Here is a 19,971-nt window from a genome sequence, read left to right on the forward strand (position 1 = left end):
GGTAGACGCCACGGGCATCAGCGACGGTATATAACTATATTAATGGTTTGAATAATAAATCTAGAACTTTTTTATCAAAACGCCATTATTCCTGGTTCAGCGATCCTCACGCCGCCGGCGCTCCATCAAGGGCACCAGATAAACCGGCACCTTGGCCAATTGCAGGACCCGCGCCGCCGTGCGCCCCAACGGTGTTTCCGCGCCGACGCCATGGCTGTGACTGCCGACGATCAGCAGATCGACCGAAAGCTTGTGCACCTGATCGAGAATCACCTGCGACGGATCGCCCTGCAGCACGCGCACCGCGCGAATGCGCTGCAGATCCTGCTCACCGTCGTCCCCCAGTTCTTCGCGAAAGCTGTCGAGCACCCGTTGCTCGATATTGGCGATGACTGTTTTCAGACCCTGACTATGAAATTCGTTCAATGCCTGTTCGTCGAGATAGCTTTGCAGCACCGACTCGGCAAACAGCCCCATGGGCTCCACCGCGTGTACTACATACAGATCGGCATTGAAGGTGCGCGCCAACGCCAGAGCATGCTGCATCACGAACGGTGCGTACAGACCGAGGTCGGTGGCATACAGCATTGAGCGAATCATCGGGACCTCCTCGCAAGCCAACGATGGCGGAGATTGATTCAGCTTAGCAGTGCCTTGGCGAGTACGACGTGCGACGCAACGTCCTGAATAAAAAGGCTCTAGATCGACGGTTCGTTGCTGATGCCATGGGGCACGTGGCCGGTCGCGACCACTTCGCGCGCCAGTTCGCAATGGCCGGTCTGGTCATCGAAGAACACGTCAGCGGCGAAGGCTTCGAGGAACGCCGATTTGGTCAGGCCACCGAGAAACAATGACTCGTCGAGACGGATATCCCATTCGCGCAGTGTGCGGATGACCCGCTCATGCGCCGGTGCCGAACGCGCAGTGACCAGCGCGGTGCGGATCGGGCAGTCGTCATCGGGAAACTCGCGCTGCAACAGATTGAGCGCAGCGAGGAAGCCTTTGAACGGGCCGCCACGCAATGGCTCACGCGCCGACTCGCGCTCCTTTGCCTGAAACGCTTCCAGCCCTCCGGATTGATAGACGCGCTCGGACTCGTCGGAAAAAATCACCGCATCGCCGTCAAAGGCAATGCGCAATTCATCGCTGGCCGCGCGGCTCGCGCCACCCGACAGAATCGTTGCAGCGGCGAACCCGGCGTCCAGTGCTGCACGCACGTCTTCGGCGTGAGTCGAGAGAAACAGGTCGCAGCCAAACGCTTTCAGATACGGATACGGACTGCGCCCGCCGACGAACGCCGCGCGAGAAATCGCCAGGCCGTAATGATGAATCGAGTTGAACACCCGCAGCCCGGTGTCGGCGCTGTTACGGGAAACCAGAATCACCTCGACCCGCGCACGGCCGAGACGGCTGTTCAGGCTCAGGAGTTTTTCCACCAGCGGGAACGCATCGCCCGGCGCGAGGATTTCGTCTTCGTGCTCGATCTGATATTGCCGATACGCTTCTACGCCGCTCGACAGGTAGACCTTGTGGCTTTCGCTCAGGTCGAACAAGGCGCGCGAGGAAATCGCCAGCACCAGTTTGTCATCGATGTTATTGGCCATGCCTTCCCCCCAGAACAACCGACTTATCTATTGCGTCGGTCGATAAACCCCAAATGGCGATACAACGCCTCAATGCGCGGCAACTCGCACCCCGCCGCTTTCGCTGCCGCCAGTGGCCGGGCGTAGATCGCCTGCAGTTCCAGCGGACGCTTGTGTGCAAAGTCGTGGTACATGCTCGGCCAGTAGTCGGGCATTTTTTCCGTCATGGTGAACAGGTACTCGGCATATCCGGGCGGGATCTCGTAACCACAGGCCTTGGCACCCTGCACCACTTCGGCCATCAATGCCTGAATCGACACGCGGCTGTCGGCGTCGCTCATCAGCGCTTCAGTACCCGCGCCAAGCAATACTGAGAGTCCGTTGTAGGGAATGTTCCACACCAGTTTCTGCCAACGTGCCTGATGCAGGTTGGCCATCGCTTGAGAGTCGATGCCGGCGGCACGGAACAGCCCGGCGCCCTCCTCGACAATCGCCATGCGCGCTACTTCATCGATGGCCGAGCCGCTGTGGTAGCCGACATTGACCGCGCCAAGGGCCTGATGGGTAATCTGCCCCGGGCCTTCGCGATGCACGCAGATCAGGCACAGACCACCGAGCAGATGCAGCGAATCCGGCAACAGCGGCCGCAGGCTGTCTTCGACATCCAGACCGTTTTGCAGCAACAGCACTTTTGCATCGGGTTTAGCGGCTTGAATGATCGCCGGGGCCAGACCGGCATTACTGGTGGTCTTGGTGCCGACCAGCAGCCAGTCACACGGCGGCATGTCTTCGGCGGCGCTATAGGCATTGGCCGGATGCAGCGTCATCGGGCCGTGCACCGCACTGTTGATCTGCAAACCGCGCTCAGCCACTGCGGAAAATTCGCTGCGCAACAAGAAATGCACATCGAAACCGGCACGCGCCAGCATCACCCCGTAAAACCCACCGATCGCACCGGTACCGATAATCCCCACCACCGGTTTGCTGACTGTCTCGCTCATGGCAACTCCTCTGCAGTACGTCCCAGCGCCTGCGCCACTGCCTGGTTGAGTTCCTCAACCGTCAGGCGTGCGTGCACCGCACCAAAGAACTCGCCGTCGCGCACCACAAACAGCGCCGGCAAATGAAACACCTGATAACGCTCGACCAGGCCGCCGTTGTTGCCGGCGTCGATCCAGCACAGCCGATCGATCGTCAGCGGCATGCCCGGCAACACCTCACGGGCATAGCGACAACTGGCGCAGCCGACGCTGGTGAAGATAACCAGAGAAACCCCGCGCATCGCCAGCAGCCGCTGGTCGGCGTCGAAGTCGGTCAGCTCGGATTCGACCACTATACTGGGAGAAACAATGTCAGATGGCCGACACAGGGAGTCTGTGCTCATGGGACGTTTCATTCCTCATCCGGACGAAGTGCCGGTTGAATTGACGTTACTCAAGCCTGAATGCATTTCCAGACAACAGCTGCACACTATCAGCCTCGGCGGCATCGCTTGCAATTACCACCGCGCCTGGCGCCATGGCACTGCGCTGCAAGTGCGCATGCCGACGCTGAATGCCGACTTCTGCTATCCGGGCTATGTGGCCTGGTGTCTGCGCCGTAAAAAGGGCTATCTGGTGGGCATTGCCTTCACTGACGAACAGACCCTGTTCAGCGCGCGAATGGGTGAGCAGGTGTGTCAGATCGAACGCTATTCACGCATGCAGGATAGCCACGATGACTTGCAGGATATTCAGGCGCTGGCCCTGCAATGGGTCGAGGAGCATGCCGAAGAGTTCTCCCACGACAACCTGCGCAAGGCTTTTGCGCAGCCAGCGCTGGACTAAAGCACGGTTTGCCCATTGTCGAGCCGCCTCTGACGCGCTAAGGTTCGGCTCCCCCGACGCGCTAAATCTGCTGTGCTCCGCCGCGCGGGGATCGCTGGCGGCCGGCACCCGTGACCTGACGAGTAAACGATGGCTGATTTACCGATCAACGACCTAAACGTCGCCTCTAACGAGACCCTGATCACTCCCGATCAGCTCAAGCGTGATATCCCCCTGAGCGACGCTGCCCTGCGCACCGTCACCAAGGGCCGCGAAGTCATTCGCAACATTCTCGATGGCACCGACCACCGTCTGTTCGTCGTGATTGGCCCGTGCTCGATTCACGACATCAAGGCTGCCCACGAATACGCCGATCGCCTCAAGGTGCTCGCCGAGGAAGTCTCCGACACCCTCTACCTGGTCATGCGCGTGTATTTCGAAAAGCCGCGTACCACTGTCGGCTGGAAAGGTCTGATCAACGATCCGTATCTGGACGACTCGTTCAAGATCCAGGATGGTCTGCACATCGGTCGTCAGTTGCTGCTCGACCTGGCCGAGAAAGGCCTGCCGACCGCGACCGAAGCCCTCGACCCGATCTCTCCGCAGTATCTGCAGGATCTGATCAGCTGGTCGGCCATTGGCGCACGCACCACCGAATCGCAGACTCACCGCGAAATGGCTTCCGGCCTGTCTTCGGCCGTCGGCTTCAAGAACGGCACCGATGGCGGCCTGACCGTGGCGATCAACGCCTTGCAGTCGGTGTCCAGCCCGCACCGTTTCCTCGGCATCAACCAGGAGGGTGGCGTGTCGATCGTCACCACCAAAGGCAACGCCTACGGTCACGTGGTGCTGCGCGGCGGCAATGGCAAGCCTAACTATGATTCGGTCAGCGTGGCCCTGTGCGAGCAGGCGCTGAACAAGGCGAAGATCAAGCCGAACATCATGGTCGATTGCAGCCACGCCAACTCCAACAAGGACCCGGCCCTGCAACCGCTGGTGATGGAAAACGTCGCCAACCAGATCCTCGAAGGCAACCAGTCGATCATCGGCCTGATGGTCGAAAGCCATCTGAACTGGGGCTGCCAGGCAATTCCGAAAGACCTCGCCGACCTGCAATACGGCGTGTCGATCACCGATGCCTGCATCGATTGGTCCGCTACCGAAAACACCTTGCGCAGCATGCACGCCAAGCTCAAGGACGTATTGCCGAAGCGTCAGCGCACGTAAGCTGCGTTTTGCGCGCATAAAAAAACGCCGGACATTGTCCGGCGTTTTCGTGTGTGCGGTTCAGATCTTCGCGGCGCGACGCTGATGGCGTTCCATGTAGCGCTCGACGTAGGAGCATGACGGAATCACCGTGTAGCCCATTTCTTCAGCGTATTGCAGCGCGCGTTCGGTCAGCGCTGCGGCAATCCCACGGCCGCGCAGGGCATTGGGCACGAAGGTGCGATAGATATCCAGGGTCTGCTTGCCCAGATCCATGTAGGTCAGGTAAGCACGATGACCGTCCACAGTGGTCTCGAATTGATGACCAGCCTGGTCATGGTGGATGGACAACGCCTCGCTCATCACTACTCCTCGCGGGTCTTGGATTGTGACCCCTACCTTACCGATGTTTTCCCGGCGAAGGAACATCTACGCCACCCCGTGTCTGATGGACACCGAGAAGAGCCACACCGATCTCGCGCAATCTGACACCTGCTGAATAGTAGGCTCCATTGGCGAAAATGCTCAAGGTACGCTCGTCATCGGACGGTTTGCGTTCAAGGGCTTCGATGCTCGCATGTTCGGTCGCAAGACAATCTTTGCGTGCCGCTTGCCTGTACATTGCCGGGAATGTTGAGACTTAAGACGTGCAACCTTTTTTAAAGTCACCTGAACATCAACAAAGATACGCGAAGCGCTTCGCAGAACCTGAACAAAAGTGTGGACGAATTCATTTAGAAAGACTTTAGCCAAAGTCGCAAAAACAGCGCGCGAGGGCGGGAACTTTTTTCGTTTGAGTCGCTCACGCCGGGGCTTGCAGCTGGATATTTTTTATACAGCGCAGTTAAAAGTTGCTCGAAAAAGAATCAACGCCTACAATTTTTTTTGCTTCTTGCGCTACGTCAGTTTACTTACTACAAGTAATGGGTAGTATGTACGCCGGCTATTTCCTCAATCGTGAGGAGACAGCCACTTAATTTGAAAGTCCTTGAAGGGGAACACGATGAACAACGTTCTGAAATTCTCTGCTCTGGCTCTGGCCGCAGTTCTGGCTACCGGTTGCAGCAGCGCATCGAAAGAAACCGAAGCACGTCTGACCGCTACTGAAGACGCAGCTGCTCGCTCCCAGGCTCGTGCAGACGAAGCTTACCGTAAAGCTGATGAAGCTCTGGCTGCTGCTCAAAAAGCACAACAGACTGCTGACGAAGCTAACGAGCGTGCTCTGCGCATGCTGGAAAAAGCTAGCCGCAAGTAATAATCCCTCGGGATTGTTATCGAGCCGATCCGGTTTTCCGGGTCGGCTTTTTTGTGCCCGGTGCTTTTCTTCGGGCACTAAAAAACCCGCCGGCGCTGCTCGCATCGGCGGGTCTCCTGTCAGCGCTTACTGTTGCAGATCGATCGGCGCACTGCTGACCATCGGCGCCGAAGTATTCGGCACGGCGATCTCTACCGGCAGGCCGTCTTCGGCCGCAACCACATCACGCACCACATCCCAGTTCATGCGCAGGTTGCTGGTGATGTCTTCACGCTTGAGCATCGCGTTGATCACCGCCGTGTGCTTGTCTACCACCGACGGATTGCCCTTGTCGTCGAGCGGCGTGTGCGCTTCCAGATAGACCTTGCCGCCACTGCGACCGAACTTGTACGGGTCGTTGATGATGCGCACCGAGGTGCCCACCGGGACCATGTCGGCCATTTCCAGCACGTTGTTGTTGAACATGCGGAAGCAGCCGTGGCTGGTGCGCATGCCGATGCCGAACTTCTTGTTCGAACCGTGGATCAGGTAGCCCGGTGTGCCGAGGGTGAACTTGAACGGCCCCAGCGGGTTGTCAGGACCGGCCGGCACCACATTCGGCAGCGGATCACCGTCAGCGGCGTGTTCGGCCTTGATCGAAGCCGGAGGCGTCCACGTCGGGTTCGGTGTCTTGGCGATGATCGACGTGTGCGCGATCGGCGAGCCCCAACCCTCGCGGCCGATACCCAGCGGGAAGGTGTACACCACGTCGCGGCCTTTCGGGTAGTAATAGAGACGGTATTCGGCCAGGTTGATGACGATGCCTTCGCGCGGGCCCGGCGGCAGGATGAAGCGCGTCGGCAGGACGATCTCGGTACCGGCGCCCGGCAGCCAGGCATCGATGCCCGGATTGGCCGCAACCATTTCCGAATAGCCCAGATCGTAGGTAGTGCCCAGGTCGGCGAAGGTGTCTTCGTACTTGGCTTTGATCACCTGCACCTGGCCGACGATGTCCTCGCCGGGCGGTGGCAGGGGAAGCTCCAATGCAGCAACGGGACCGGCCACACACAGGGCGGCAAGTGACAGGCAGCGGGTGACGGCAGGAAAGCGCGGCAACATCCGGAAAATCCTTCGCATGATCATCAAGGGTATAAGGGCGCGATTGTACACTGCGGCCTGGGGATTCGGGAGGTCACGCAATTGCAGGCGACAGAGTGCCTTCAAGGTGGCAGCGAGCCTGCTCGCGAAAGCAGTGTGTCAGCGACCATAAATGTCGATTGATAAAACCCCTTCGCGAGCAGGCTCGCTCCCACACTTTGATCTTGAGCGCTCAGAGTTCGAATCGCAGCTCAGGCCAGATCGGCGACGTACCGCGCTTCTGCGACTCGAGAATCGCCCGGCACAGCGAGCACAGGCGCTGATCCTGGAACACCCGCCGATCGACGTTCGACCAGCGCGGTTGCGCCGGCAACAGACTGCCGCAGAGCGTGCGGTCAGCCGAGCCACCGAGTTCCAGCTGACGCGTCACCAGATGCACCCGCACTTCCTGGCAGGCGAACAGGTCCAGCTGCTCGTCAGGCTCGATCAGTTGGTAGGCAAACAGGGACCAGGCAGGACGCGGCATCGGGGGCTCCAAATTAGGGGGCGCCACATTAGCCGAAAGCCTGCCTCTAGAAAAGCCTCATAACAGCGGTTTTAGCGTCGGCCAGACATTTTCCAGCAACTTGCCCTGAGCTCCGGCAGCCGGGTGAAGACCATCCGCCTGCATCAGGTCCGGATGACCACCGACACCTTCGAGAAAAAACGGCACCAGCGGGATGTTTTTCTCTTCGGCGAGCTTGCCATAAACCTCGGCGAACGAATCGGTGTAACGCTTGCCATAGTTGGGCGGCAGCTGCATGCCGAGCAGCAGCACTTTTGCGCCGCTCTGGCGTGAGCTGTCGATCATCGAGGCAAGATTTTGTTGCAATTGTGTTGGCGGCATCCCGCGCAGGCCGTCGTTACCACCCAACTCGAGGATTACCAGCTCCGGCTTATGCTCTGCAAGCAGCGCCGGCAGCCGCGCCTGGCCTCCGGCGCTGGTGTCGCCACTTATAGAGGCGTTGACCACTTTATCGTCAAAACCCTCCTGTTTGAGCCGCTGCTCGAGCAGCGACACCCACCCCAGACGGGTATCCAGGCCGAAACCGGCGCTGATACTATCGCCAACGATCAGGACAGTACCCGCCGCTGCGTTCTGGGCCATGCACATCAAGGCCAGGCCAGCACTCAAAAACCATACACGCATCGGATTCTCCATGGGCGCAAGCATTCTCACCGCGAAGAACCTCAGCAAAGTGGTCCCTAGCGCGGAAGGTGAACTGACTATCCTGCACGAACTCAGCCTGGAACTGAACAAGGGCGACAGCCTGGCCATCGTCGGCGCGTCCGGTTCCGGCAAATCCACCCTCCTCGGCCTGCTCGCCGGCCTCGACCTGCCGAGCAGCGGCGAAGTCACCCTCGCTGGCCAGGGCCTGAGCAATCTCGATGAAGACCAGCGTGCACGAATCCGCGCCGAGCACGTGGGGTTTGTCTTCCAGTCGTTTCAGTTGCTCGACAGCCTCAATGCTCTGGAAAACGTCATGCTGCCGCTTGAACTCGACGGCCGCAAAGATGCCCGCGAGCGCGCTACGCAATTGCTCCAGCGCGTCGGTCTCGGCCAGCGCCTGACCCACTCGCCGCGCCAGCTCTCCGGCGGTGAACAGCAACGTGTAGCCATCGCCCGCGCCTTCGCTGCCGAACCGGACGTGCTGTTCGCTGACGAGCCGACCGGCAACCTCGACAGCCACACCGGCGAGCGCATCAGCGACTTGCTGTTCGAGCTGAACAAGGAACGCGGCACCACCCTGGTGCTAGTGACCCACGACGAACGCCTGGCCCATCGCTGCCGGCGCCTGATCCGTCTTGAAGCCGGGCTGCTGGTCGCCCCTCTGGAGCCTTGATGGCACGTCTGCCGCTGTTGCGTCTGTTCAGCCTTGCCCTGCGCCAGCTCATGCGCGATGCCCGCGCCGGCGAGCTGCGCGTGTTGTTCTTTGCGCTGGTGGTGGCCGTCGCGGCGAGCACCGCAATCGGCTATTTCGGCGCCCGCCTCAATGGCGCAATGATGCTGCGCGCTACCGAGTTTCTTGGCGCTGATCTGGTACTGGAAGGCAGCTCGCCAGCCCGCGAGGAGCAAATCCGCAGCGGCACGGAACTGCGCCTCAATCATGCGCAAGTGGTGGAGTTCTCCAGTGTCATTGCCACTGACAACGGCATTCAGTTGTCCAGCATCAAAGCCGTCGATCGTGCCTATCCATTGCGTGGCGAGCTGAAAAGCGCGCCCGCACCCTTTGCCCAGGAAGAAATCGGCGGCGAACCGCAACCCGGTGAAGCCTGGGTCGAGGCGCGCCTGTTGGCCGCGCTGGATCTGAAAATCGGCGCCAGCATCGATGTCGGCATGAAGACCTTGAAGCTGACCCGCGTGCTGACCTACGAGCCGGATCGCGCCGGCAACTTCTACAGCCTGACGCCAAGGGTGCTGATCAACCTCGATGACCTCGCCGCCACCGGCGTGGTGCAACCGGGCAGCCGAGTGAGTTATCGCGAACTCTGGCGCGGCGAACCGCAGGCGCTGGAAACCTATCGCGAGCTGATCAAACCGGGCCTTGCTGCAAACCAGAGAATTCAGGATGCCCGTGACGGTAACCGGCAAATCGGCGGTGCGCTGGGCAAGGCTGAACGTTATCTGAATATGGCCAGCCTGGTAGCGGTGTTGTTGGCCGGGGTAGCAGTGGCATTGTCGGCCAACCGTTTCGCCAGTCGGCGTTTCGACGCCAGTGCCTTGCTGCGCTGCCTCGGCTTATCGCGCCGGGAAACCATGGTGCTGTTCAGCCTGCAACTGACTGTGCTTGGACTGGTGGCGGCAGTCAGCGGCGCCCTGCTCGGATGGCTGGCGCAGCTGGGTCTGTTCGCGTTGCTGCATGATTTGCTACCAAGTGACGTGCCACCGGGAGGCCTGTTTCCGGCGATGGCCGGGATTGGCACAGGACTGGTGGCGCTAGCCGGTTTTGCCTTGCCGCCATTGGCTGCACTGGGTCGCGTGCCACCGCTGCGAGTGTTGCGCCGCGACATGCTGCCGATTCCCTCGAGTACGTGGATGGTCTATGGCGCGGCGTTGGGTGCGCTGGGCCTGATCATGTGGCGTCTGAGCCTCGACCTGCTGCTGACCTTCGCCCTGCTCGGCGGCGGTGTGGTCGCCGCGCTGGTGCTGGGCGGCCTGCTCTTGTTGCTGCTGCAAAGCCTGCGCCGCCTGCTGGCCCGCGCCTCGTTGCCATGGCGGTTGGGCCTGGGCCAGTTGTTGCGCCATCCATTGGCAGCGGCCGGGCAGTCGCTGGCGTTCGGTCTGATCCTGTTGTCGATGGCGCTGATCGCCTTGCTGCGCGGCGAACTGCTCGACACCTGGCAGAACCAGTTGCCGAAAAATGCGCCGAACTACTTCGCGCTGAATATCCTCCCGGCGGACAAACAGGCCTTCGCCGATCACCTGATCAAGGTGTCGGCGCAAGCGGCGCCGTTGTATCCGGTGGTGCCGGGTCGGTTGATCAGCATCAATGGCGAAGCGGTACAACAGATCGTCAGCAAGGACTCGGCCGGTGACCGCGCCATCCAGCGTGACCTGAGCCTGACCTGGGCGGCGGATCTGCCGGCCGGTAACAAGCTCACCGCCGGCTCGTGGTGGAGCGGCCAGCCGTCCGACGACGTGCCGGGGGTTTCGGTGGAAGGCAAGGTTGCCGAAAGCCTGAAACTCAAACTCGGCGATCACATGGTGTTCAGTGTCGGCGGGGTCAACCGGGAAGCGAAGGTCACCAGCCTGCGCGAGATCAACTGGGACAACTTCCAGCCGAACTTCTTCATGATCTTCCAGCCCGGCACCTTGAAGGATCTGCCGGCGACCTACCTGACCAGTTTCTACCTGGCGCCGGGGCATGATCAGCAGATCGTCGAGCTGTCGCGGACCTTCCCGGCGGTGACCATCCTGCAGGTCGAAGCGTTGCTCGAACAGCTGCGCAGCATCCTCGCTCAGGTCACCCTGGCGGTGGAATATGTGTTGTTGTTTGTTCTGGCTGCGGGGATGGCAGTGCTGTTCTCCGGCCTGCAAGCGACGCTGGATGAACGCATTCGTCAGGGTGCGCTGTTACGCGCGCTGGGCGCCGAGCGGCAGTTGCTGATCAAGGCGCGGCGGATCGAATTCGGTTTGTTGGGCGCGGTCAGCGGCTTGCTCGCGGCGATCGGTTCGGAAGTGGTGAGTCTGGTGCTGTACCGCTTCGCCTTTGACCTGCCATGGCATCCGCATCCGTGGTTGCTGGTGCTACCGCTGATTGGCGCCGCGTTGATCGGTGGCGCCGGCGTATTCGGCACGCGTCGGGCACTGAACGCCAGCCCGCTGACAGTGTTGCGCGAGGGTTGATAGACTCACGCGGTCTTAATCACAAGAAGTCGCCATGAGCCGTTATCGCCCTCCCCGCACCGCCGGCACCGCGCTGATCACCCCCGAGGGTGAAGCGCGGATGCGCGCCGAATTCCATGAGTTGTGGCATGTGCGTCGCCCGCAGGTCACTCAGGCTGTGAGTGAAGCGGCGGCCCAGGGCGATCGTTCGGAAAACGCCGAATACACCTACGGCAAGAAGATGCTGCGCGAAATCGACAGCCGTGTGCGCTTTCTCACCAAACGCCTGGAAGCGCTGAAGGTGGTCAGCGAAAAACCCAGCGATCCGAACAAGGTCTATTTCGGCGCCTGGGTCACCATCGAAGACGAAGACGGCAAGCAATCGCGCTACCGCATCGTCGGCCCCGATGAACTGGACCTCAAACTCGGCTTGATCAGCATCGACTCGCCGCTGGCCCGCGCCTTGATCGGCAAGGCACTGGACGCGGAAGTGCGGGTGCAGACGCCGACCGGCGAGCAGTTCGTTTACATCGTCGCGATTGAATATCCGTAAGACCGATCAGCGCCGAGTGATCAGGCCCTGCCGCGCTACGCGGGTCAGCTGCTTGATCATTTCCGGCGCATCTTCTGCGCTCGGCGCTTGAATCACCGCCAGATCAAAGCTGTCAGTGGCGAAACGCGCCAGCGACTCGCCGTCATCGACAAACTGGATCAGGAACGCGGCAGGACCGCCGCTGCGACGTGGCCAGCCATCGAGATAACGCAACAGCGTCGGCTGATGTTTGCCGCCAAGAAGGATTTTCGGGTTGCGCTGGGTGACATGTGCCGTGATCGGCGCGGGACGTGCTGGAGGGCGTAGTGCGTTCATCGTGTCGTGTCTCTGCCTCAAAAGTCTGCATGGCAGGTGAGAGGCAACACCGAACCAGCGCTTTAGCGGTATTTCGAAGCCCTGTTCCGGCTTCTGACGGTAACTGTAGAAGTCACCTGGCGCCCCGCAAGTAGCTGTTTAAATCGGCGCATGGGCAACATCCTAGAGAACGTGACCGACCAGTGTCAAGAATCCCCCGCAACAAAAAAAGGCCCGCGCAATGCGGGCCTTTGCCTTGAGCCAGAGCCTTCAACCGGCGATGGCGCGATCCGCCGAGAGCTTGCCGGCACCTTCGATCAGTACCGCGATGCTGCCGGCCAGCAGAGCCAGAGCGAACTCGTAACCGTTGTTGGCCATGAACAGACCGTTGCCGATGTGCACCGAGAAAATCGCCACCAGCGAGAGGAACGCCAGACCAAGTGCCGCCGGGCGTACCAACAGGCCGATGATCAGCGCCAGACCGGCGAAGAACTCGGTACCACCGGCCAGCGAGGCCATCAGATAGCCCGGGGTCAGGCCAATGCTTTCCATCCATTGCGCGGTGCCGGCCAGGCCGTAACCACCGAACAGACCAAAGAGTTTCTGCGAACCGTGGGCGGCGAAGATCACGCCGACAGCAATGCGCAGGACAGTCAGGCCGTAACCGGCGCGGGTGAACAGAACCTTGTTGATCAGAGAGCTCATGGTGCATTCCTTGTTGTGCAGAAGTGTTTGTGTGTTTGGGTTGGTCGCTATATTAATCAGTTTATTTCATGTTTAAAGCGCAAAAATTTCGCCATAACAATCGGATTATTAGATTATTTACGTGTGACCACTTTCTGCTGCCGGGGCTCGAGCGACTCACGCTCCCGGTCGAATGCCAGGTAATACTTGTTCACGCTATTAACATAGCTGACGGCGCCCATCCCCACTTGCTCCATGGCAATGCGCTCGACCTGAAAGAACCACTGGTTGGGATTGAGACCACGGCGGCGGGCTTCGGCGCGCATGCCCTGCACGCGCTCGGGGCCGATGTTGTAAGCGGCGAGGGTGAACGCCATGCGCTCACGCTCGTTGAGTTTCGGGCTGTTGAAGAATTTGCGGCGGATCATCGCCAGGTACTTGGCGCCGGCCTGCACATTCGCATCGAGATTCTGGATATTGCTCACGCCGACCCGCTGCGCGGCAGACGGGGTGATCTGCATCAGCCCGGTCGGGCCGCTGCCGCTGCGGGCATTGGGCTGCAGACGCGATTCCTTGAACGCCAGCGCCGCCAGGTTAAGCCAGTCCATGTTCTGCGCGTCGGCGTGCTTTTGCAGGGTCGGACGGAGTTTTTCCAGCCGCTGGCGATCGCCTTTGGCCAGCGGATTGTGCACTTGATAGAGACGGCGATAAATGCGCAGGAACGCGGCGTCTTCGTCCGACGGCTTCTTGTAGCCGGTGAGGAAGCGATCGATGCTCGCGCGCAACATCGACGCATCGCGCCGGACAAACCAATGTTCTTCGCCCGGCTCGCCGAGGCTCAGTTGCCGATCGAGGCGCAGCTTCGGCAGGATTTTGCCCCAACGCTCGGCAATCGGTTGCTCGACAATGGTCAGGTGGAAAATCCCGCCCTGAACCATCTCCAGCACATCTTCGACCGCCAGCGTCGGATCGACCCACTCGATGTTGATCGGCGCCAGTTTGTGCAGTGCGAGCTTCTGGTTGAGCTGACTGACCACCTCCCCCGCCGCACTGCCAGTGGGCAGCGCCAGGGTTTTGCCGGACAGTTGCTCGACCTTGGTGTACCGCCGCTGGCCCTTGATGCCGACCAGCACCAGCGGCACGTTGCTGGCAATCGGCTCACTGCTGGCGACCGCGTAGCCCGATGGCAGATCGAGCAATTCACCGGGCGCGACGATATCGCCTTCGCCGCGCTGCAAGGCGCCGAGCAATTGATCCTTGGCTTTGGGAATGATCTTAAGGGTGACTTCCTGGCCGTCACGAGCATGGCCATTGAGGTATTGCTCGAACGCGCGCAGTCGGTGGTACTCGACACCGATGGCCTGACCCTGAACTTCGCCGGAGCTGTTGCGGCTCTGGTTGACCAACACCCGCAACACGCGGCTGCTGCGAATGTCCGAGAGGTCGCGAACCTTGCTCGCCGGCACGGCTTGCAACGGCCCGGGCAGGCGCGCGGCCGCCGTCATCGGCAGCAGCAACGCAGCACACAACAGCAGCAGAACCGAGGGACGATGCATCCACTCTCCGAAAAGAATACGGGGCGATTCGTCGCAAAAGAGACGACATCACCGACGAAAACAGAGCGCTTTGAGCGCTGATAAAGTGCGTGAGACTGGCACAGTGATGGCATTGTCGCCACCCCGGAGTCCGCCGCGGCCTCAACAGACAGCCATAAGTCTTTGTAGTTCTTGGCTTTTCTTATAAATCTACAGCTCTGATATGCTTTCCGGCCTTCGGCCCGAGGTAGCACCATGCAACTCATCGATATCGGCGTCAACCTGACCAACCCCAGTTTCGCCGACAAACACCAGGCTGTGCTCGACCGCGCTTATGCCGCAGGCGTTTGCCAATTGGTGCTGACCGGCACCAGCGTCGAGGGTAGCGAGCAGGCTCTGGAACTCTGCCAGCAACTGGATGAAAGCGGCCAACGGCTGTTCGCCACCGCCGGTATTCACCCCCATTCGGCCAGCGACTGGAACGCTGACAGTGCTCGTCGCCTGCGCAGTCTGCTGAACGAATCCAATGTCGTCGCGGTGGGCGAATGCGGGCTGGATTTCAACCGCGATTTCTCCCCGCGCCCGCAACAGGAAAAGGTTCTCGAAGAACATCTGGCGCTGGCCGTCGAGCTGCAGTTGCCGGTGTTCCTGCATGAGCGCGATGCCAGCCAGCGCCTGCTGGAGATCCTCAAGGACTTCCGCGATCAACTGCCGGCGGCGGTGGTGCATTGCTTCACTGGCGAGCAGAAAGCCCTGTTCAGCTACCTCGATCTGGATCTGCACATCGGCATCACCGGCTGGATCTGCGACGAACGCCGTGGCACGCATCTGCATCCGCTGGTCAAAGAGATCAAAGCGGGACGGCTGATGCTGGAAAGCGACGCGCCGTATCTGCTCCCGCGTACGCTGCGGCCGAAACCGAAAAACGGCCGTAACGAGCCGGCGTATCTGAGCGAAGTGCTGCGCGAGGTGGCGTTGCACCGTGGCGAGACCGAGGAAGCGCTGGCCGCGCATACAACCGCGTGTGCCCGGGCGTTTTTTAATCTTCCGATGTTGGTGTAAAACGCAAAAGATCGCAGCCTTCGGCAGCTCCTACATTGGCACGGCGTACATTCTGTAGGAGCTGCCGAAGGCTGCGATCTTTTGATCTGTTGATCCGCATCAAAAAATGGTTTTCTGCATAGCGGCACAATAATGGCACCTTGCCAAAACTGTTTCCGCTATCAGAGAAGACCTCCATGGGTGCCTGGCTTAGCAACATCTCGCTGAAATACAAATTCTGGGCGGTCAACGCGGTCGCCTTTGTTACCACCCTGCTGTTGGTTTTGTACGCCGTACATCTCGAACAGCAGGCCCGCAGCCACGCCGCGCAAGCCTCCGCTCAGGCGCAGGCGCAGTTGCTCAAGGCCTGGCCGTCCGGGCAAGCGCTGCCCAAATCCGCTCAAGTGCTGACCTTCAAGCGCGGTGAAGCGCCGCGTCTCAATGATCAACCGCTGCTGGAAATCAGCGGCAGCAACGGCTGGAACGCCATCAATGAAATGCCCCTGTTCGGCGACAACCCGTTGATCGGCGCCGAAGTGTTCAGCCGTGGCGACGGCGAGCAAGTCGCGGTCATCGCCTATGCTCCGAGCCTGAGCCAGGTGTTCAGCGAGCGTTTTGCCAACTATGCGCTGGCGGTCTTCGTCCTGATGCTGGCGATGCTTGGCGCTTCGCAACTGCTGATCCGCTTTCTGCTCAGCCAGCTCAACACGTTGAAAGACGTAATGCTGCACGTTGAAAAAACCGGCGACCTTTCCGCTCGTGTGCCGCTGGTAGGCAAGGACGAAGTCGGGCAGATGGCCAATGCCTTCAACGCCATGCAGGCCGGTTATCAGCGCGTCGTGACGACCGTTGCCAACACCGCGCGACAACTGGATGACGGTGCTGCGCGGCTGGCCTCGAGCATGAACGATGTGCGCCACGGCATGCTCGGTCAGCAAAGCGAAACCGATCAGGCTGCCACCGCGATCAACGAAATGACCGCCACCGTTTATCACATCGCGCAACACGCCGGCGCCACGCGCGATCTGTCGAAAACCGCCGACGGCCTCGCCGGCAGCGGCCAGCAAGTAGTCGCGCGGGTGCAGCAGTCGATTGCCGGGCTGTCCAACGGCGTGCAGCAGACGGCAGAAATGATTCAACGTCTGGCCGAGGACAGCCAGAAGATCAACGGCGTGGTCAGCGTGATTCACAGCATTGCCGAACAGACCAATCTGCTCGCGCTCAATGCCGCGATCGAAGCGGCGCGCGCCGGGGAGATGGGTCGCGGCTTTGCCGTGGTCGCCGATGAAGTGCGCAACCTCGCCAAGCGCGTGCAGGCGTCCACCGACGAGATCACCGGCATGATCGCCGCGCTGCAGGCCGGCACCCGCGATGCGGTGGATTTCATGCAGGAGAGTTCGTACAAGGCCGACGACTGCGTGCAGCAGGCGCAGGAGGCTGGCGCGGCCTTGGCGGAAATTACCGGGGCGGTGGCGCAGATGCGCGAAAGCAACACGCAGATTGCCGTGGCCGCGGAACAGCAGAGCCAGGTTGCCGAAGAGATGAATCGCGCCGTGGTGAGTATTCGTGATGTGACTGAGAACACCGTGCAGCAGACAGTGGATTCGGCGACGACCAGTAACGAGTTGGCGACGTTGGCCGGGGAACTGAACAAGGCGATAGGTCAGTTGAAACTCTGATGGCCTCTTCGCGGGCAAGCCCGCTCCCACAGGGATTTTCTACAATCAACAATTGTGCGTACACCGAGCACACTGTGGGAGCGGGCTTGCCCGCGATGGCGTCCGCTCAGGCGACATCAAATTTTGCCATTGCCGCTATCAACTCAATAGCCAACCTTGATTCGCCGCCCTCCGCGCCCGGGCCTATTCTTCAAGCATGTGTTCAACATGGATCGAGGAGTAGCAAACATGGGCAAACGTCACCCCAACCTTCCCGCGTGGCAATGGCGCGCCTACCCGGGCAATCATCAGCATCCGACCAATCTGGTTCTGCACCTGATTGCCGTGCCGCTGTTCATCGTGGCGTTTCTGTTGATCGTGTCGGGGGTGTTCAGCCTGAGTCTGGCCAGCGTCGCCATCGGTGTGATCGGGATTGTCGCGGCGCTGGGTCTGCAGCGCCACGGCCACAGCCTGGAGGCGCAAGCCTCCGAGCCGTTCAGTGATCGCAAAGATGCCGTGTCACGTTTGCTGGTCGAGCAATTTCTGACCTTTCCGCGGTTCATTCTCAGCGGTGGCTGGTGGCGCGCCTGGCGTGAGCGCCACCGTCGGCATTGAGTCAGGCGAAGATCGTCACGGTCTGCCGACTCATGGCAATCAACTCGCCCTTCGCACTCCACAACTTCGCGGCGACATGGCCGTAGCCGTCGGCTGCGTACTCGATGTCGGCCAGGTATTGGCACCAATCCAGCGTGCTCAAGTCGTGTAATGGCTGCACGAATTCGATGGTCCAGGTCAGCGTGCTACCCGGTGCCGGTTTCTTCAGATACGGCAACAGCGCCGGAGGCCAGGCATCCACCAGCGCCAGCAGATGCGCCTCGTTGACCGGCTCCTCTTTGACATCCCCACGCAACCGCACCCAGCCGCCCATCAAGCGCGAGGCCGTGCCGGAAAACGGAATGCCGCCGACGCTCCAGCGCATGGCTAGATGACGCATGAATTCCGGGGTCACGCCTTTGATGTAGGGCAATTCCTGGCATTCGTCACAGTGTTTCATGGTTGGCGCCGGGTAGGCTTCGACGGCGACTTCCGAGGCGCGCGAGGCACCGAAGCTGCCCTGAATGATCGTCACCACCTGACCATTCTGCATGGCGCGGCCCAATACCTGGCTGACCGCTTTGCCTTCACGCAGCACGTCGACTTCGAAAGTCACCGGCACTTGCGGCTCGACCGGGCCGACAAAGGTAATCGCCAGCGATCGCACCGGGCGCCCCGACGGCACCCTGGCGCGCATGGCTTCAAATTGCAGCGCGGCCACCAGTCCGCCAAAACTGGACCGGCCCTGCCCCCATTCGGCGGGGATAGTCACTTCAGGTTGATGGCGGACAGCATCGAGTAGATCGCAAAAGCGCATGGCAACCTCGGAAAGCGTAAATGGAATGCGCGGATCTTAACCAGCCCCGGGCGGCGGCGCAGCGTCTATTCCGGTCAAATGGGCTGACAGATAGGCCTTGGCACTTTTCGATTTCGCCGCAAAACCCTTGTAGGAGCTGTCGAGTGAAACGAGGCTGCGATCTTTTGATCTGTTTGCAAATCAAAATCAAAAGATCGCAGCCTTCGGCAGCTCCTACAGAGGGACGCGTAAGCTTCAGGATTTGAAACACGTCGCGCTGAGTTTTTCCAGCACTTGATCGGCCTTCAGCTCTGCCTTGATCAACCCTGCCTGCCAAGTGGCCACGCACGGTTGCAGATCGGCCTCCTGTTCGGCGCGGGCCAGCCATTGCCAGCAATCGTGCCAATCGCCGAGTGCGCCTTGCGCGGACTTCAGGCGTTTGTATGCCGGTTTCGGTAGGCGATCGAGTTCTGGATAGGCTTCGATGCCATAGCGCACGCGCTTGATCAGCAGGCGCAGACGATGGCGGTCATGGGCGGGATCGTGCAGCGCCGCGTCGAGCTTCTGCCATTGTTTGCCCAGGCGTTTTTCGATGCGCTTGTCCAGATCCTTGAGCAAGCCCTGACGCTGGGAAGCACGGAGGAAACGCGGGAAGGCGTCGAGGATCATCAGCAACGAAGCCAATTCCGCACTCGCTGCCAGCGCCGGATACGCCTCGGCCATTTGCGCCAGACGCCGCTGCGCAGCCTCAGGCTGGTCATGCTCGAGCAGATACGCCGCCAGCACTTCGCGATCACGCCACGGTGTGGTCAGATCGCCCACCGCCGAAGCCGCCGCCTCCAGTTGCTCGACACCCGGCAAGCCACGCAACGGCCGCAACAGACTGCGCAAGCGCCGCACCGTGGTGCGCAAATCGTGCAACGCCTCGGAATCGGTCCGCGCAGCCAACCGCGCCTGACACGCCAGCAGTCGCACATCCAGGCTCAACACATGAGCCACCAAGCGATCGATCATGGGGGTCTACTCCGTAGACAGCTACAGGCTTCTAGCTACAAGCTTCAAGTTGAACGCGTTTGCTTCAAGGCTTGCCGCTTGCAGCTTGAAACTTGCAGCTGCTTTTTTAACGTCCTGCGCGGGATTCGCGAATGTAGAAGCGGGCTTTTTCGGCTTTTTTGCTGCAGCCTTCGAAGCCTTCGAATTGTTGCTGGGTCTTGGCGGCGGTCAGCAGCGACAGCGCTTTGGAATAGCTGACGGTGCCGGCGAAGCCTTCAGCCTTGGCCAGATCCAGCTCGTGCCAGGCCGCGTCGAGTTGGCTGCCGCAGCTGTCGCGGTACGCGGTTTTGCCGGCGCAACCGGCCAGAACCAGAGCCATCAAGGGTACACAGATCCAGGCTTTCATCAATCACACCTCAAGGTAGGTCAACAGTCGTGCAGGTAAGACGGTCAAGCGGCGAAAAAGTGCCTCGCCAGCCGGGCAAATCCCGTGGCGCAGAGCATAGCGCTGAAGCGTGCGAAGCGAGTGAA

At 60.6% G+C, this 19,971-nt stretch carries 23 protein-coding genes; 9 read left to right on the plus strand and 14 right to left on the minus strand.

Going from position 1 to position 19,971, the window contains the following annotated elements:
- Positions 1 to 96 precede the first annotated feature (96 nt).
- From AC4IHP_RS13445 to AC4IHP_RS13460, 4 genes are all read right to left on the minus strand, one after another.
- Entirely contained in the window at positions 97 to 600 is a 504-nt protein-coding gene (locus AC4IHP_RS13445) for a universal stress protein (protein WP_016770874.1), read from the minus strand.
- A gap of 98 nt (positions 601 to 698) precedes the next feature.
- Positions 699 to 1,604 carry a 5'-nucleotidase gene (locus AC4IHP_RS13450; RefSeq protein WP_039759920.1) on the minus strand — a complete coding sequence of 302 codons (906 nt, stop codon included), beginning with the start codon at positions 1,602 to 1,604 and terminating at the stop codon, positions 699 to 701.
- 23 nt (positions 1,605 to 1,627) lie between these two features.
- Complete coding sequence (locus tag AC4IHP_RS13455) at positions 1,628 to 2,584, minus strand: putative 2-dehydropantoate 2-reductase (RefSeq protein ID WP_490831894.1); 957 nt, start codon at positions 2,582 to 2,584, stop codon at positions 1,628 to 1,630.
- Positions 2,581 to 2,967 carry a thioredoxin family protein gene (locus tag AC4IHP_RS13460; RefSeq protein WP_490831895.1) on the minus strand — a complete coding sequence of 129 codons (387 nt, stop codon included), beginning with the start codon at positions 2,965 to 2,967 and terminating at the stop codon, positions 2,581 to 2,583. Before AC4IHP_RS13460 ends, AC4IHP_RS13455 begins: the two co-directional genes overlap by 4 nt.
- Here AC4IHP_RS13460 and AC4IHP_RS13465 point away from each other — a divergent pair.
- Positions 2,966 to 3,409: a PilZ domain-containing protein gene (locus tag AC4IHP_RS13465; RefSeq protein WP_039759926.1), complete on the plus strand. Its 444-nt coding sequence runs from the start codon at positions 2,966 to 2,968 to the stop codon at positions 3,407 to 3,409. The two genes, AC4IHP_RS13460 and AC4IHP_RS13465, sit on opposite strands and share 2 nt — an antisense overlap.
- 129 nt (positions 3,410 to 3,538) lie before the next feature.
- Positions 3,539 to 4,615, plus strand: coding sequence for a 3-deoxy-7-phosphoheptulonate synthase (locus AC4IHP_RS13470; protein WP_016770878.1), 1,077 nt, complete (start codon positions 3,539 to 3,541; stop codon positions 4,613 to 4,615).
- A 60-nt stretch (positions 4,616 to 4,675) separates the two neighbouring features.
- On the opposite strand, the gene AC4IHP_RS13475 is transcribed toward AC4IHP_RS13470, so the two are convergent.
- The gene (locus AC4IHP_RS13475) at positions 4,676 to 4,957 is read right to left on the minus strand and encodes a GNAT family N-acetyltransferase (RefSeq protein ID WP_016770879.1); all 282 of its coding nucleotides are present in this window, start codon (positions 4,955 to 4,957) and stop codon (positions 4,676 to 4,678) included.
- Positions 4,958 to 5,597: 640 nt separating this feature from the next.
- Between AC4IHP_RS13475 and oprI the strand changes: the two genes are divergently transcribed.
- Positions 5,598 to 5,849, plus strand: coding sequence for an outer membrane lipoprotei OprI (gene oprI, locus AC4IHP_RS13480; protein ID WP_003183784.1), 252 nt, complete (start codon positions 5,598 to 5,600; stop codon positions 5,847 to 5,849).
- A gap of 126 nt (positions 5,850 to 5,975) precedes the next feature.
- Here the strand turns inward: oprI and AC4IHP_RS13485 are convergent, their stop codons facing one another.
- The 3 genes from AC4IHP_RS13485 to AC4IHP_RS13495 all read right to left on the minus strand — a co-directional run bounded on the left by AC4IHP_RS13485 (position 5,976) and on the right by AC4IHP_RS13495 (position 8,115).
- Entirely contained in the window at positions 5,976 to 6,947 is a 972-nt protein-coding gene (locus AC4IHP_RS13485) for a L,D-transpeptidase family protein (RefSeq protein ID WP_490831896.1), read from the minus strand.
- 211 nt (positions 6,948 to 7,158) lie between these two features.
- Positions 7,159 to 7,452 (minus strand): hypothetical protein, encoded by a 294-nt coding sequence (locus AC4IHP_RS13490; protein WP_039759936.1) that lies wholly within the window; start codon positions 7,450 to 7,452, stop codon positions 7,159 to 7,161.
- Positions 7,453 to 7,509: 57 nt separating this feature from the next.
- Positions 7,510 to 8,115 (minus strand): arylesterase, encoded by a 606-nt coding sequence (locus AC4IHP_RS13495; RefSeq protein ID WP_161984070.1) that lies wholly within the window; start codon positions 8,113 to 8,115, stop codon positions 7,510 to 7,512.
- Between the two features lie 10 nt (positions 8,116 to 8,125).
- Here AC4IHP_RS13495 and AC4IHP_RS13500 point away from each other — a divergent pair, with 10 nt between their 5' ends.
- From AC4IHP_RS13500 to greB, 3 genes are read left to right on the plus strand one after another with little or no spacing between them, the layout of a single operon-like run.
- Positions 8,126 to 8,809 carry an ABC transporter ATP-binding protein gene (locus AC4IHP_RS13500; RefSeq protein WP_016770883.1) on the plus strand — a complete coding sequence of 228 codons (684 nt, stop codon included), beginning with the start codon at positions 8,126 to 8,128 and terminating at the stop codon, positions 8,807 to 8,809.
- Positions 8,809 to 11,313 carry an ABC transporter permease gene (locus tag AC4IHP_RS13505; protein ID WP_490831897.1) on the plus strand — a complete coding sequence of 835 codons (2,505 nt, stop codon included), beginning with the start codon at positions 8,809 to 8,811 and terminating at the stop codon, positions 11,311 to 11,313. The genes AC4IHP_RS13500 and AC4IHP_RS13505 overlap by 1 nt, the downstream gene beginning before the upstream one ends.
- Before the next feature lie 34 nt (positions 11,314 to 11,347).
- Complete coding sequence (gene greB, locus AC4IHP_RS13510; RefSeq protein WP_016770885.1) at positions 11,348 to 11,845, plus strand: transcription elongation factor GreB; 498 nt, start codon at positions 11,348 to 11,350, stop codon at positions 11,843 to 11,845.
- Positions 11,846 to 11,851: 6 nt separating this feature from the next.
- Here the strand turns inward: greB and AC4IHP_RS13515 are convergent, their stop codons facing one another.
- The 3 genes from AC4IHP_RS13515 to AC4IHP_RS13525 form a co-directional block, all read right to left on the minus strand.
- Positions 11,852 to 12,160: a hypothetical protein gene (locus tag AC4IHP_RS13515; protein WP_041478394.1), complete on the minus strand. Its 309-nt coding sequence runs from the start codon at positions 12,158 to 12,160 to the stop codon at positions 11,852 to 11,854.
- A 249-nt stretch (positions 12,161 to 12,409) separates the two neighbouring features.
- Entirely contained in the window at positions 12,410 to 12,844 is a 435-nt protein-coding gene (locus AC4IHP_RS13520; RefSeq protein ID WP_039759946.1) for a DoxX family protein, read from the minus strand.
- Between the two features lie 113 nt (positions 12,845 to 12,957).
- The gene (locus AC4IHP_RS13525) at positions 12,958 to 14,379 is read right to left on the minus strand and encodes an MltF family protein (RefSeq protein ID WP_490831898.1); all 1,422 of its coding nucleotides are present in this window, start codon (positions 14,377 to 14,379) and stop codon (positions 12,958 to 12,960) included.
- 234 nt (positions 14,380 to 14,613) lie between these two features.
- Here AC4IHP_RS13525 and AC4IHP_RS13530 point away from each other — a divergent pair, with 234 nt between their 5' ends.
- From AC4IHP_RS13530 to AC4IHP_RS13540, 3 genes are all read left to right on the plus strand, one after another.
- Positions 14,614 to 15,420, plus strand: a complete 807-nt coding sequence (locus tag AC4IHP_RS13530; protein ID WP_490831899.1) for a TatD family hydrolase — start codon at positions 14,614 to 14,616, stop codon at positions 15,418 to 15,420.
- A 176-nt stretch (positions 15,421 to 15,596) separates the two neighbouring features.
- Positions 15,597 to 17,078 (plus strand): methyl-accepting chemotaxis protein, encoded by a 1,482-nt coding sequence (locus AC4IHP_RS13535; protein WP_490831900.1) that lies wholly within the window; start codon positions 15,597 to 15,599, stop codon positions 17,076 to 17,078.
- A gap of 228 nt (positions 17,079 to 17,306) precedes the next feature.
- On the plus strand, positions 17,307 to 17,672 hold the full coding sequence (locus AC4IHP_RS13540) for a DUF962 domain-containing protein (protein WP_201230886.1): 366 nt from the start codon (positions 17,307 to 17,309) through the stop codon (positions 17,670 to 17,672).
- A 1-nt stretch (position 17,673) separates the two neighbouring features.
- On the opposite strand, the gene AC4IHP_RS13545 is transcribed toward AC4IHP_RS13540, so the two are convergent.
- The 3 genes from AC4IHP_RS13545 to AC4IHP_RS13555 all read right to left on the minus strand — a co-directional run bounded on the left by AC4IHP_RS13545 (position 17,674) and on the right by AC4IHP_RS13555 (position 19,846).
- Complete coding sequence (locus AC4IHP_RS13545) at positions 17,674 to 18,468, minus strand: acyl-CoA thioesterase (protein WP_490831901.1); 795 nt, start codon at positions 18,466 to 18,468, stop codon at positions 17,674 to 17,676.
- Positions 18,469 to 18,702: 234 nt separating this feature from the next.
- On the minus strand, positions 18,703 to 19,461 hold the full coding sequence (locus tag AC4IHP_RS13550) for a CHAD domain-containing protein (protein WP_490831902.1): 759 nt from the start codon (positions 19,459 to 19,461) through the stop codon (positions 18,703 to 18,705).
- Between the two features lie 106 nt (positions 19,462 to 19,567).
- Positions 19,568 to 19,846, minus strand: coding sequence for a hypothetical protein (locus AC4IHP_RS13555; RefSeq protein ID WP_016770894.1), 279 nt, complete (start codon positions 19,844 to 19,846; stop codon positions 19,568 to 19,570).
- Positions 19,847 to 19,971: the final 125 nt, after the last annotated feature.

The sequence above is a fragment of the Pseudomonas sp. UF-293 genome (genome assembly GCF_058245595.1).